Here is a 14302-nt window from a genome sequence, read left to right on the forward strand (position 1 = left end):
CGTTCACGCGCCGAGAATCGGAACGGTGCAGATACGGTTGCCTACGTGTCTACCGCGCTGTTGACGGACAAGTACGAGCTCACGATGCTCGCGGCCGCCCTGCGGGACGGTTCCGCGCACCGTCGCTGCACCTTCGAGGTCTTCGCCCGCCGGTTGCCCGAGGGCCGCCGCTACGGCGTGGTGGCGGGCACCGGCCGATTCCTGGAAGCGCTGGAGGACTTCAGGTTCGACGACGCCGAATTGGCATCGGTGGCCGGGTTCCTCGACCGGACCACGCTGGACTACCTGGCCGGGTACCGGTTCTCCGGAGACGTCGACGGCTATCCCGAGGGGGAACTGTACTTCCCCGGCTCCCCCGTATTGTCGGTGCACGGCAGCTTCGCCGAATGCGTCGTACTGGAAACCCTTGTGCTGTCGATCCTCAACCACGACAGCGCCATCGCCTCGGCCGCCGCGCGGATGGTCAGCGCCGCCGAGGGCAGACAACTCATCGAGATGGGGTCGCGACGCACCCACGAACGCGCCGCCACCGCCGCCGCCCGGGCCGCCTGGATCGCCGGTTTCACGGGCACCTCCAACCTGGCCGCCCAACACGATTACGGCGTCCCCGCGCTGGGCACCAGCGCACACGCCTTCACCCTGCTGCACACCACCGACACCGGCCCCGACGAGCGCGCGGCGTTCCAAGCGCAGGTCGACGCCCTCGGCGTCGGCACCACCTTGCTGGTGGACACCTACGACATCACCGTCGGCGTGGCGAACGCCATCGCCGTGGCCGGGCCCGAGTTGGGCGCGGTGCGCATCGACTCCGGCGACCTGGGCGTGCTGGTGCGGCAGGTGCGCGAGCAACTCGACGGGCTCGGCGCCACCGCCACCAAGATCGTGGTCTCCAGCGATCTCGACGAGTTCGCCATCGCCGCGCTGCGTGCCGAGCCCGTCGACAGCTACGGCGTGGGCACCTCGCTGGTCACCGGGTCCGGTGCACCCACCGCGGGGATGGTCTACAAGCTGGTCGAGGTCGACGGCCAGGCCGTCCAGAAACGCAGTGCGCACAAGGAATCTCACGGCGGCCGGAAAGCGGCACTGCGGCTGGCCAAACGATCGGGAACGGTCGTCGAAGAGGTGGTGCACCCGGCCGGGCGCCCGCCCGAGACCGACCCGAACCTGACCGCACGGCCGCTGACCGTCGATCTGGTGCGCGGCGGCGTGCGGGTCGACCACGGCGCTGACCTGGCGGCCGCCCGTGAGCGCGTCGCGGCCGGGCTGCACAGCCTGCCCTGGGACGGACTGGGACTGTCGCGGGGCGAGCCGGCCATCCCGACCCGGCTCGTCACACCCGCGTGACCAGGACACCGGTCAGCGACCTGCTCGCCGCCGCCGTCACCGCGCTCGGCGGCAGCCAGCGGCACGGCCAGATCCAGATGGCCGAGGCGGTGGCCCGATCTTTCGACACCGGTGAACACCTCGCGGTGCAGGCCGGCACCGGCACCGGCAAGTCCCTCGCCTACCTGGTGCCGGCCATGGCGCGGGCCGCGTCCGGGCATGCCCCGGTGGTCGTCTCCACCGCCACCATCGCGTTGCAACGCCAGCTGGTCGACCGCGATCTGCCCCGGTTGGCCGATGCCCTGGCCACCGCGCTGCCCCGCAAGCCCACCTTCGCGTTGCTCAAAGGGCGCGGAAACTATCTGTGCCTGAACAAGATCCACAACGGCGCCAATGCCGATCCGGCCGACGACCGGCCGCAGGAGGAGCTGTTCGACGCGGTTGCCGCGACGGCACTGGGCCGGGACGTGCAGCGGCTGACGAAATGGTCGTCGGACACCGAGACCGGGGACCGCGACGAACTGGTGCCCGGCGTGCCGGACCGGTCCTGGAGCCAGGTCAGCGTGTCGGCGCGCGAATGCATCGGCGTGGCCCGCTGCCCGTTCGGCACCGACTGCTTCTCCGAACGGGCCAGGGCCAAGGCGGGCACCGCCGACATCGTCGTCACCAACCACGCGCTGCTGGCCATCGACGCCATCGCCGATGCCTCGGTGCTGCCCGAACACGACCTGCTGGTCGTCGACGAGGCCCACGAGCTCGTCGACCGGGTCACCGCGGTGGCCACCGGCGAACTGTCGGCGACGGTTCTCGGAGCGGCGCAGCGCCGGGTCGGCCGCCTGGTCGCCCCCGAACTCGTCGACCGGCTGGACGCGGCCGGCGCCACCCTGGCCGCGGCGATCCACGACGGCGAACCGGGCCGCATCGACTATCTCGACGACGAACTGGCGACCTATCTGACCGCGCTGCGCGATGCCGCGCACACCGTGCGCTCCGCCATCGACACCGCACCCACCGATCCGCAGGCCGCCGCGGCGCGCACCGAGGCGGTGACCGCGGTGACCGAGATCGGCGATATCGCCGCCCGCATGCTGGACTCCTTCGTGCCGGCGATCCCCGATCGGCTCGACGTGGTGTGGCTGGACCACGAGGAGACGAGGAGTTCCGGTAAGCGCGCGACGCTGCGCGTAGCCCCGCTGACGGTGTCGGGTCTGTTGCGCACCAGGATCTTTGCGCGTTCCACCGTGGTGCTGACATCGGCCACCCTGACCCTGGGCGGCAACTTCGACGCGATGGCCGCCGGCTGGGGTCTCAGCGGTGCGGACACCGGAACCGCTTGGCGCGGAATCGATGTCGGGTCACCGTTCGAACATGCCAAGTCCGGGATCCTGTACGTCGCCAAACACCTGCCCGCGCCGGGCCGTGACGGTGTCGGCTCGGAGCAGCAGCTCGACGAGATCGCCGCGCTCATCACCGCCGCGGGTGGGCGCACCCTCGGGTTGTTCTCCTCGATGCGCGCGGCCAAGGCCACCGCCGAGGTGATGTCGAGCCGGCTGGACACCCCGGTGCTGTGCCAGGGCGAGGATTCCACGGCCACCCTGGTGCAGCGGTTCGCCGACGATTCCGAAACCTCGCTGTTCGGCACGCTGTCGCTGTGGCAGGGCGTCGACGTGCCGGGTCCGTCGCTGTCGCTGGTGATCATCGACCGGATTCCGTTCCCGCGGCCCGACGACCCGCTGCTCACCGCCCGGCAACGAGCCATCGCCGCGCGCGGCGGCAACGGGTTCATGGCGGTGGCGGCCAGCCATGCCGCCCTGCTGCTGGCCCAGGGCGCCGGCCGGCTGTTGCGCCGGGTCGACGACCGCGGCGTGGTCGCCATCCTGGATTCGCGGATGGCGACGGCCCGCTACGGCGGATACCTGCGCTCCTCGCTGCCACCGTTCTGGGCGACCACCGACACCGAACGGGTGCTCGCGGCGCTGCGGCGGTTGCGCGGCAATTGATCAACCGGCCCCGCGCAGCGCCAGGTCACTTATCCTTTCGGTCATGAATCGGCGGAGGCTGGCAGGCATCCGGATGGGCGGGTTATTGGCCGCGTGCGCCATGCTGGTGTTGACGTCCTGCGCACACACCCTGCAGGGCCATGCGGTATCGGTGTTCGCCGACCCGTTCCGGGTGGCCGGGATGCCCGCCACCGACGGCCCGACCGGGCTGCGCGACGACGCCGCCGAGCCGACCCGCGAGGTGCGCGATACCGACGGCGGCCAAATCGACCATCTGGCCGCGAGTTCGGTCAGCGATATCGAGGAGTTCTGGCAGCAGGCGTATCCCGAATCGTTCGACGGCGACTTCACCCCCGTCGACGAGTTGATCTCGTGGGACGCCGACGGATTCGACGGCCAGTTCTGCGACTCGGACACCTACAACCTGGTCAACGCCGCGTTCTGCCACGACGACAACACCATCGGCTGGGATCGCGGAGTGCTGCTGCCCTCGCTGCGCAAGGCCAACGGTGACATGGCCGTCACCACGGTGCTGGCCCACGAGTACGGGCACGCGGTGCAGAAGCAGGCCGGACTGGCCGGCCGGTCCACCCCCACCCTGGTAGCCGAGCAGCAGGCCGACTGTCTGGCCGGGGTATACCTGCGCTGGGTCGCCGAAGGACACTCCAAGCGCTTCACCCTGTCCACCGGCGAGGGCCTGAACAACATTCTGGCGGCGATGATCTCGTTCCGCGATCCGCTGCTGAACGAGGGCGATTCGGCGGTCGGCGAGGACGAACACGGCTCGGCGTTCGAGCGGGTGTCGGCCTTCCAGTTCGGTTTCACCGAAGGTGCGGCGTCGTGTGCGTCGATCGACCCGGCCGAGATCAAGCAGCGCCGCGGCGACCTGCCGGTCTTGCTGCCGGAGGATCAGTCCGGCGAACTACAGATCACCGAATCGTCGGTGCGCTCGATCGTCGATGCCATGGGCATCCTGTTCACCCCGCAGAACCCGCCCCAGCTGCGCTTCGACCGTACCGACTGCCCCGACGCGCACTCCGACGCCGCGGTGACCTTCTGCCCCGCCGACAACACCATCGCCGTGGACCTGCCGGCGCTGGAAGCCATGGGCGCGCAGTCCGACGACGGGACCGGCCTGACGACCGGCGACAACACCGCGTACTCGGTGCTGGTGTCGCGCTACATGCAATCGATCCAGCACCAGCGCGGCGGCGTGGCGCTCGACAGCGCCACGGCCGCACTGCGCACCGCCTGCCTGACCGGCGTCGCGACGGTGAAGATGACCGACGAGGTGAACACACCGGACGGCAACACCATTCAGCTGACCGCCGGCGATGTCGACGAAGCCGTGTCCGGCATTCTCATCAACGGTCTGGTGGCCAGCGACGTCAACGGCGAGTCGGTGCCCTCGGGTTTCTCCCGTATCGACGCGTTCCGGGTCGGCGTGCTGGGCGACGAGGACCGCTGCTTCAAACGGTTCCCCTGAGCCGGCCCGCTCAGCCGACCGGCAGCCGCAGCACGTAACCCGCCTCGAGGGCGACCCACAGCGCACCGTCGGGCGCCACCGCCAGCCCGTGCGGTTCGCTACCGGCCGGCAGGTCGATGGTGGCCACCTCGCCGTCGGCGCCGACGCGCGCCAGCTGGTCGGCGCCCCACAAGCTCACCCATACCCCGTCGGCCGCGTCGGCCACCACCGCATGCGGTTTGCCGGGCAGGTCGAGTTCCTGAATGGCCTCGTTCATCGGGATGCGGCCGAGTTTGTCGGCACCGATGGCGGTGAACCACACCGCGTCGTCATGGGTCGCGGTGATCCCCACCGGCCCGGCCGACGGCGTCGGGGTCTGACGGATGCTGACCGTGCCCGCCATGTCCACCCGGCCGATCGCGCTGGCGGCGTTGAGGGTGAACCACACCGCACCATCGGGTCCCGCGGTGATCATCGACGGGGTACCACCGGGCACCGCCACCACGTCGACGGCACCGCCGGCGTCGACCCGCCCGATCGCACCGGAGTCCATCGCGGTGAACCACAGCGCATCGTCGGGTCCTACGCAAAGCCCGAAAGGCGCACTCCCGTGCGGCAATTCAATATCACTGCCGGCACCGCCGGGCTCGATGCGGCCGATCCGGTCATCCCCGTTGCGGGTGAACCACAGCGCTGCGTCGGGGCCGACGGTGATGATCGACGGCTTGCTCTGCGGATGCACCGGGTAGACGTCGAGCCGGCCGTCGGCGGCGATGCGTGCGATCTCGCCGCTGTGCACCAGCGTCACCCACACGGCCCCGTCGGGTCCGGCGGCCAGGGCGTACGGGCCGCCCGGCACGGCGACGTCGAGGGCCCGGCTCACGACGCGAGCGTGACGAGACCGAGCTCGTTGGTGCCGGCCAGCAACCGGTGGTACGGCAACACCCGCACCGTGTAACCGACGGGTCCGGCGACCGGCAGCGGCGTGGTGGAGGAGAAGATGTGCTTCCCGCCGTCGGCGGTGCTGATCAGCGCCATCGGCACGGTGACCGGGTTGTGCAACACATCGGCGGCATCCACACCGCCGACCACGGCCTGCACCACCACCTCGTCGGGCGCCAGCCCGGCGAGGTTCACCGTGGCGGTCAAGGTCAGCTCGCTGCCCAGCACCGGGGCGTCGGGCAACCCGTAGCTGTCCACGTCGGTGATCTGGATCTTCGGCCAGGCCTCGGTGACCCGCCGTCGGTAGTCCGCGAGTTGCCTGGCGGCACCGAAGAGATCACTGGACGAATCGTCGTCGGGTCCTTCACCGGATCCCAGGGTGGCCCGCAGCGACTGCGCGGCGGGTGCGTAGTACTTCTCGGTGTAGTCCCGCACCATCCGCGACGCCAGCACCTTGGGGCCGAGCACCTGCAGCGTGTGGCGCACCATCTCGACCCACCGGGACGGCACACCGTGTTCATTGCGCTCGTAGAACTTCGGGGTGACCGAGGATTCCAGCAGGTCGTAGAGGGCGCCGGCCTCGATATCGTCGCGGCGGCCCTCGTCGGCCAGACCGTCGGCCGTCGGGATCTCCCACCCATTCTCGCCGTCGTACCACTCATCCCACCATCCGTCGCGGATGGACAGGTTCAGGCCGCCGTTGAGCGCGCTCTTCATGCCCGACGTCCCGCAGGCCTCCAGCGGGCGCAGCGGGTTGTTCAGCCAGACGTCGCAGCCCCAGTACAGCAGCCGGGCCATCGACATGTCGTAGTCCGGCAGGAACGCGATGCGGTGCCGCACCTCGGGGCGGTCGGCGAAGCGCACGATCTGCTGGATCAGCGCCTTGCCACCGTCGTCGGCGGGGTGCGATTTACCGGCCACGATCAGCTGTACCGGCCGCTTCTCGTCGAGTAGCAGCTTCTCCAGCCGGTCCGGGTCACGCAGCATCAGGGTCAGCCGTTTGTAGGTCGGCACCCGTCGCGCGAACCCCACGGTCAACACCTCCGGGTCGAACGCGGTGGCAATCCAGCCCAGCTCCGCTTCCGAGGCGCCGCGTTCCAGCCAGGACCGGCGCAGCCGGGCCCGGACGTCGTCGACCAGCAGGGTGCGCAGCTGGGAGCGGATCCACCACAGGTGACCCGGGTCCACCTGCTGCAGTCGCTGCCAGGTCTCGGCCTCGTTGAGCGAACTCAGGTCGTCGCCGACCAGTTCGCGCGCGAGTTCGATCCACTGCGGGGCGGCCCACGTCGGCGCGTGCACCCCATTGGTGATCGAGCCGATCGGCACCTCGGTGGCGTCGAACCCGGGCCACAGCTCACTGAACATCTCCCGGCTGACCCGGCCGTGCAGCAGCGACACCCCGTTGGCGCGCTGAGCCAGCCGCAGCCCCATATGCGCCATGTTGAACTTCGAGGGGTCGTCCTCGGCGCCGAAGGCGATGATCCGGTCCACCGGAACACCGGGCAGCAGAGCCGAATTCGCGTCGGCCCCGACACCGAAGTAGCGCTTGACCAAGTCGACCGGGAACCGGTCGATACCGGCGGGCACCGGGGTGTGCGTGGTGAAAACCGTGGACGACCGCACCACGGTGAGCGCGGTGTCGAAATCCAGACCGGCATCGATGAGCTCACGGATGCGCTCGGCACCGAGGAAGCCGGCGTGCCCCTCGTTCATGTGGAACACCTCGGGTGCGGGGCGGCCTTCGATCTCGGTGTATGCGCGAATGGCCCGGACCCCGCCCACGCCTGCCAGGATTTCCTGCTTGATGCGGTGTTCCTGATCACCGCCGTAGAGCCGGTCGGTGACGGTGCGCAGGTCGTGCTCGTTCTCACCGATGTCGGAATCGAGCAGCAGCAACGGGATTCGACCGACCTGAGCCACCCAGACATGGGCGAACAGCGTCGCACCGTCGGGCAGCGCAAGCTCGATGAGCACCGGCTCCCCGTCGGCCCGGGTGAGCAAGCGCAGCGGCAGGCCTTGCGGGTCGAGTGAGGGATAGTTCTCGTGCTGCCAACCGTCGGCGGTCAACGACTGGCGGAAGTAACCCGACCGGTAGTACAGGCCCACACCGATCAGCGGCAGGCCGAGGTCCGACGCCGATTTCAGGTGATCACCGGCGAGGATGCCCAAACCGCCCGAGTAGTTCGGCAACACCTCGGCGACGCCGAACTCCATGGAGAAATAAGCAATCCCGCTGGGCAGTGCGTCCCCGGCGGTCTGCTTCTGCTGGTACCAGAGCGGACGGGCCAGGTAGTCGTCCAGGTCCGCGGCCAACCGGTCGACGCGGTCCAGGAAACCGCCGTCGACCGCGAGCTCGTCGAGCCGCTGGGGGCTGACGCCGCCCAGCAGCGCGACAGGGTCCTGACCGACCTGTCGCCACAGCTCGGGGTCGATGGCCTCGAACAAGTCCTGGGTCGGTTTGTGCCATGACCACCGCAGGTTGATGGACAGGCGCTCCAGCGCGCCGAGGCGATCGGGCAGGTGTGCTCGGACAGTGAACCGACGAAGAGCTTTCACGTGGCTTCACCTTACTGACTGCGATGCGCCGCAGCAGGGCCGTCTCACGACGTGAGCCGACGGGTGGATTACAGAGTGACCTCATCGGGCACTCTGGGGCCGAGGGAGCACTACGGTAGTTGGCAACGCGCGGTGAAAGAGCCGCGCCCGCAAAAGGGAGTGGGATGGGTGCCCGGTCGTATCGAGATCGATGACGTCGCGCCCGTACTATCCGGCGGCCGTTTCCCCGCCAAGGCCGTGGTCGGCGAAGTGGTACCCGTGAGCGCGGCGGTGTGGCGGGAAGGCCACGACGCGGTGGCCGCGACGCTGGTGGTGCGCTACCACGGCACGGCATATCCGCAGTTGGTCGAGGATCCGCCGGGCCTGTCGTCCGCGCCGCGGCGGCCCGTGACCCCGCCGCGGGTCAAACCGCAGGCACTGCCGATGGCACTGGGACGCACCCCCGACGTGTTCCACGGTCAGTTCACCCCGGACAGGGTTGGATTGTGGACGTACCGGGTAGACGGCTGGGGTGACCCGATCAGCACCTGGCGTAAGGCGGTCACCGCCAAGCTCCACGCCGGCCAGGGCGAGACCGAGTTGTCCAACGATCTGTTGCTCGGCGCCCAGCTGTTGGAGCGCGCATCCACCGGGGTTCCGCGTGAGCACCGGGAGCCGCTGCTGGCGGCGGCGGCCGCCCTGCGCACACCGGGGGATCCGCTGACCCGCGCCGCGGCCGCCTTGTCCCCCGCGGTCGGCGAGCTGTTGCGCAAGTACCCGCTGCGCGAATTACTCACCCGCGGTGACCAATACGGCGTCTGGGTGGACCGCCCGCTGGCCCGGTTCTCGGCTTGGTACGAGCTGTTTCCGCGATCGACCGGAGGCTGGGACGCCGACGGCAACCCGGTGCACGGCACCTTCGCCACCGCGGCCAAGGATCTGCCGCGCATCGCCCGGATGGGTTTCGACGTGGTGTACCTGCCGCCCATCCACCCGATCGGCAAGGTGCACCGCAAAGGGCGGAACAATTCGGTGACCGCCGAGCCAGGCGATGTCGGTTCGCCGTGGGCGATCGGCAGCGACGAGGGCGGCCACGATGCCGTGCATCCCGACCTGGGCGGTATCGAGGCATTCGATGATTTCGTCGCTGCCGCAACCGATCAGGGACTGGAGGTGGCCCTGGACCTGGCGTTGCAGTGCGCCCCCGACCATCCGTGGGCCAAGGCTCACCCGGAATGGTTCACCGTGCTGCCCGACGGGACCATCGCCTATGCGGAGAATCCGCCGAAGAAGTACCAGGACATCTATCCGCTGAACTTCGACAACGACCCGGCCGGCCTCTACGAGGAAGTGCTACGGGTGGTGCGGCACTGGGTCGCCCATGGCGTCAAGATCTTCCGGGTCGACAACCCGCATACCAAGCCACCGAACTTCTGGGCCTGGCTGATCGGCAAGGTCAAAGACGAGAACCCCGACGTACTGTTCCTGTCCGAGGCGTTCACCCGTCCGGCCCGGCTGTACGGCTTGGCCAAACTCGGCTTCACGCAGTCGTATTCGTACTTCACCTGGCGCACCGCCAAATGGGAGATCACCGAATTCGGCCAGGAGATCGCGAAGTACGCCGACTGCGCCCGCCCCAACCTGTTCGTCAACACGCCCGACATCCTGCACGAATCGCTGCAGCACGGCGGTCCGGGCATGTTCGCCATCAGGGCGGCGCTGGCCGCCACCCTGAGTTCGGCGTGGGGTGTGTACTCCGGTTACGAACTCTTCGAGCACGAAGCGGTGAAGCCCGGCAGCGAGGAGTACCTCAACTCCGAGAAGTACGAGCTGCGGCCCCGCGATTTCGAGGCGGCGCTGGCCGCCGGCCGGTCGCTCGAACCGTTCCTGGCCAGGCTCAACGAGATTCGGCGACTACACCCGGCGCTGGCGCAGCTGCGGACCATCACGTTCCACCACATCGACAACGACGCGCTGCTGGCCTACAGCAAGTTCGACCCGGTCAGCGGCGATTGCGTCCTGGTGGTGGTGACGCTCAACGCGTTCGGCCCGGAGGAGGGCACGCTCTGGCTGGACATGGAGGCGCTGGGCATGGAGCCCTACGAGCGGTTCTGGGTGCGCGACGAGATCACCGGTGAGGAATACCAATGGGGCCAGTCCAATTACGTGCGCCTGGAACCCGTCAAGACAATCGCCCATGTGATCAACATGCCGTTGATCCCGCACGACGCCCGACTGAACCTTCTGCGAAGGGAGTGAACCGATGACCCGGATCAACCCCATCACCAGCACCCACCTACGTCCCCCGGACACGGAGCTGCATCGCCTGTTGTCCGGGCAGCATCACGACCCGCATTCGGTGCTGGGCGCCCACGAATACGGCGACCACACCGTCATCCGTACGCTGCGCCCGCACGCGGAGACCGTGGCCGCGCTGATCGGCGGTGTGCGCTACGAGGCCAGCCATATCGACGGCGGCCTGTTCGCGGTGGCGGTCCCGATCACCGGGTTGATCGACTACCGGTTGGAGATCGGTTACCCGGGCGCCCCGGTGCTCACCGTGGCCGACCCATATCGCTTCCTGCCCACTCTCGGCGAGATGGACCTGCACCTGTTCGCCGAGGGGCGCCACGAACGGCTGTGGGAGGCGCTGGGCGCACATCCGCGCACCTTCACCACCCCCGATGGGGAGGTGGATGGCGTCTCGTTTGCGGTATGGGCACCGAATGCCAAGGGCGTCAGCCTGATCGGCGAGTTCAATCATTGGGTCGGCAACGAGGCACCGATGCGCAGCCTCGGCTCCTCGGGCGTGTGGGAGGTGTTCTGGCCGGACTTCCCCGTCGGCGGGCTGTACAAGTTCCGCGTGCACGGCGCCGACGGCGTGGTCACCGAACGGGCCGACCCGATGGCGTTCGCGACCGAGGTTCCTCCGCATACCGCTTCCCGGGTCACCCGCAGCGACTACGAGTGGAACGACGGCGACTGGATGGCCGGGCGGGTGCTGCGCAATCCGGTGTTCGAGCCGATGAGCACCTACGAGGTGCACCTGATGTCGTGGCGACCCGGCCTGAGTTATCGCCAGCTGGCCACCGAGCTCACCGAATACGTGGTGGCCCAAGGTTTCACGCACGTCGAGCTGCTCCCGGTGGCCGAGCACCCGTTCGGCGGGTCCTGGGGTTACCAGGTGACGTCCTACTACGCCCCCACCTCCCGGCTGGGCACTCCCGACGACTTCCGCCACCTGGTGGACACGTTGCACCAGGCAGGTATCGGCGTGATCGTGGACTGGGTGCCCGCCCACTTCCCGAAGGACGCCTGGGCGCTGGGCCGGTTCGACGGCACCGCACTGTACGAACACGCCGACCCACGCCGCGGCGAGCAACTCGACTGGGGCACCTACGTCTTCGACTTCGGCCGGGCCGAGGTGCGCAACTTCCTCGTGGCCAACGCGCTGTACTGGCTGCAGGAGTTCCACATCGACGGCCTGCGGGTGGATGCCGTGGCCTCGATGCTGTACCTGGACTACTCGCGGCCGGCGGGCGGCTGGACGCCCAACAAGTACGGCGGCCGGGAGAACCTGGAGGCCGTGCAGTTCCTGCAGGAGATGAACGCCACCGTGCACAAGGTGCACCCCGGCATCGTCACCATCGCCGAGGAGTCCACCTCGTGGCCGGGTGTCACCCGACCGACCAACCTTGGCGGCCTTGGCTTTTCGATGAAATGGAATATGGGCTGGATGAACGACACGCTGGCCTACATCGCCAGGGACCCGATCCACCGCAGCTATCACCACCACGAGATGACCTTCTCGATGCTGTACGCGTTCAGCGAGAACTACGTGCTACCGATCAGCCACGACGAGGTGGTGCACGGCAAGGGCACGTTGTGGGGCCGGATGCCGGGCAACGACCACACCAAGGCCGCCGGCGTGCGCGGACTGCTGGCCTACCAGTGGGCACATCCGGGTAAGCAGCTGCTGTTCATGGGCCAGGAATTCGGTCAGCGCGCCGAGTGGTCCGAGGAGCGCGGCCTGGACTGGTACCAACTGGGCGAGCAGAGCTTCTCCACCGGAATCCAGCGCCTGGTCGCCGATATCAACGCGCTGTACTCCAGCCGTCGCGCGCTGTGGTCCCGCGACACCGTGCCCGACGGCTACTCCTGGATCGACGCCAACGACTCGGCCAACAACGTGCTGAGCTTCCTGCGTTTCGGGGACGACGGGTCCGTGCTGGCCTGCGTGTTCAATTTCTCCGGATCCGAGCATGCGCAGTACCGGTTGGGTCTGCCGCACGCCGGGCGCTGGCGCGAGGTGCTCAACACCGACGCCACCATCTACAACGGAGCGGGCCTCGGCAATTTCGGCGCAGTCGAGGCCACCGCCGAACCGTGGCACGGCCGGCCCGCCTCGGCGGTGATGTCGCTGCCGCCGCTGGCCGCGCTCTGGTTCGAACCCGCCTGACCCCCTCCCGCCCAATTGATCAAACGGGCGGGAAAGTGCGAGTGGATCCGGCCTTTTCGCCGATCTCGGCGATCAGTAGAGCGCGTTGGCCAGGTTGCGCCGGCCGGCGATGACGTCCGGGTCGGCGGCGTCGAACAGCTCGAACAGCTCGATCAGCCGGGTGCGCACCTTCGTCCGGTCGTCACCGGTGGTCCGCTTGACCAGGCCGATGAGCCGATTGAACGCCGCCGCGACGTTCTGCTGCAGGATCTCGACATCGGCGGCCGCGAACGCGGCCTCGAGATCATCGGGTGCCGCGTCGGCCACCGCGACGGCGTCCTGCGGACGCGTGGTGGCCCGCTGCAGGAAGGTGATCTGCCGGATCGCGCCGGTGGCCTCCGGGTCGTTGGGCCTGCTCGCGAGGATGCCTTGGTAGGCGGTCAGGGCCGCGTCGAAATCGCCGTTGTCGAGGTGCGTGCGGGCGGCCTCGAGCTCCGGGTCGGCCTGCTCGGGCTCGTCGCCCCCACCGCTGAGCTTGCCCGCGGTGGCCTGCAACAGCGAGTCGATCCACCGCCGCAACTGTTCCGGCGGCTGCGGCCCCTGGAAGCTGGCGATCGGCTGCCCGCCGGCCAGTGCCACCACGGTGGGCACGGCCTGCACGCCGAACATCTGCGCCACCCGTGGCGTGGTGTCGACGTTGACCAGCGCCAGTGACCACTTTCCGCCGTCGGCCGCGGCCAACTCGGCCAGGACGTCGCCGAGCGCGGCACTGGCCTCACTGCGCGGCGTCCACAACAGCACGACGACGGGCACCTCGCCGGAGCGGACCAGCACCTCGGCTTCGAGGTTGGCCTCGGTGACCTCGACGGCACCGGCCGGCCGCGACGAGGCCGGCCGTGCCGAAGCGGGAGGTTGTTTCAGAGCGGATAGATCGACCGCGCCAGCCAGCGCGGGGCCGAGGGAAGAGCGGGGTCGTGTCACATCGACAAGTCTGTCACGTCCCCGACGCGGTGGCCTCGGCCGGGCGTGCACTCCTGCCGAGGCGACCGGCGCGCTCGGCCCACATGAGGAAGATCACACTGGCCAACGGCACGATGCTGGCCAGCAACGCCAACACCCAGGTGGTCAGCGGCCATTTGAACGCCACGCCGACCAGCACCGCCAGCACCACGAAGGCGATGAAGATGCCGCCGTGGATGGGTCCGAAGACCTTGACGCCGATCTCGGTGCGGGGTGTGCCCAGGTACTTGAAGTACATCCCCACCAGCAGACCGACCCAGCTGAGCGCTTCGGCCGCGGCGACCAGCCGGAACCAACCTGCGGCGCGGTGACCATTGACGAGCAGTGCCATGGGCGCCATTGTGCCCGAACGGACGGCTGGCTACTACGCGCTGTCGTTGAAGATTGAGAAGGCGCTCAGGGACGGCGCAGGATCAGTGCGTCACCTTGGCCGCCGGCGCCGCACAGCGCCGCCACGGCGTAGCCCGAACCCTTACGGGCGAGTTCGAGCGCGGCGTGCAGCGTGATCCGCGCACCCGACATCCCGATCGGGTGCCCGATCGCGATGGCGCCACCACTGACGTTGACCTTGGCCGGATC

The 14302-nt window shown here is 68.9% G+C and carries 8 protein-coding genes and 2 pseudogenes; 5 read left to right on the top strand and 5 right to left on the bottom strand.

Annotated features, from left to right (window positions below; translation table 11 throughout):
- Positions 1 to 36 precede the first annotated feature (36 nt).
- From AWB94_RS19105 to AWB94_RS19115, 3 genes and pseudogenes are all read left to right on the top strand, one after another.
- A pseudogene (locus tag AWB94_RS19105) lies at positions 37 to 1344 on the top strand (nicotinate phosphoribosyltransferase); the annotation flags it as partial.
- Positions 1341 to 3323, top strand: a complete 1983-nt coding sequence (locus AWB94_RS19110) for an ATP-dependent DNA helicase (RefSeq protein WP_062656779.1) — start codon at positions 1341 to 1343, stop codon at positions 3321 to 3323. The pseudogene AWB94_RS19105 and the gene AWB94_RS19110, both read left to right, overlap by 4 nt.
- A 43-nt stretch (positions 3324 to 3366) precedes the next feature.
- The gene (locus AWB94_RS19115; protein ID WP_062656780.1) at positions 3367 to 4809 is read left to right on the top strand and encodes a neutral zinc metallopeptidase; all 1443 of its coding nucleotides are present in this window, start codon (positions 3367 to 3369) and stop codon (positions 4807 to 4809) included.
- A gap of 10 nt (positions 4810 to 4819) precedes the next feature.
- On the opposite strand, the gene AWB94_RS19120 is transcribed toward AWB94_RS19115, so the two are convergent.
- Positions 4820 to 5671 (bottom strand): Vgb family protein, encoded by an 852-nt coding sequence (locus AWB94_RS19120; protein ID WP_062656781.1) that lies wholly within the window; start codon positions 5669 to 5671, stop codon positions 4820 to 4822.
- On the bottom strand, positions 5668 to 8286 hold the full coding sequence (glgP, locus tag AWB94_RS19125; protein WP_062656782.1) for an alpha-glucan family phosphorylase: 2619 nt from the start codon (positions 8284 to 8286) through the stop codon (positions 5668 to 5670). Before glgP ends, AWB94_RS19120 begins: the two co-directional genes overlap by 4 nt.
- A gap of 168 nt (positions 8287 to 8454) precedes the next feature.
- On the opposite strand from glgP, the gene AWB94_RS19130 reads away from it, so the two are divergent.
- Both AWB94_RS19130 and glgB read left to right on the top strand, forming a co-directional pair.
- Entirely contained in the window at positions 8455 to 10524 is a 2070-nt protein-coding gene (locus AWB94_RS19130; protein ID WP_062656807.1) for an alpha-1,4-glucan--maltose-1-phosphate maltosyltransferase, read from the top strand.
- Positions 10525 to 10528: 4 nt separating this feature from the next.
- Positions 10529 to 12724, top strand: a complete 2196-nt coding sequence (gene glgB, locus AWB94_RS19135; protein ID WP_062656783.1) for a 1,4-alpha-glucan branching protein GlgB — start codon at positions 10529 to 10531, stop codon at positions 12722 to 12724.
- 72 nt (positions 12725 to 12796) lie between these two features.
- Here glgB and AWB94_RS19140 read toward each other — a convergent pair whose 3' ends face one another.
- The 3 genes and pseudogenes from AWB94_RS19140 to AWB94_RS19150 form a co-directional block, all read right to left on the bottom strand.
- The gene (locus tag AWB94_RS19140) at positions 12797 to 13684 is read right to left on the bottom strand and encodes a tetratricopeptide repeat protein (RefSeq protein WP_062656784.1); all 888 of its coding nucleotides are present in this window, start codon (positions 13682 to 13684) and stop codon (positions 12797 to 12799) included.
- Positions 13685 to 13697: 13 nt separating this feature from the next.
- Positions 13698 to 14063, bottom strand: coding sequence for a DUF3817 domain-containing protein (locus AWB94_RS19145; protein WP_109762228.1), 366 nt, complete (start codon positions 14061 to 14063; stop codon positions 13698 to 13700).
- A 56-nt stretch (positions 14064 to 14119) separates the two neighbouring features.
- Positions 14120 to 14302: pseudogene (locus AWB94_RS19150) on the bottom strand (acetyl-CoA C-acyltransferase); the annotation flags it as partial.

It is taken from the genome of Mycolicibacterium canariasense (assembly GCF_002101555.1).
In the GTDB taxonomy this organism is placed as follows: Bacteria; Actinomycetota; Actinomycetes; order Mycobacteriales; family Mycobacteriaceae; genus Mycobacterium; species Mycobacterium canariasense.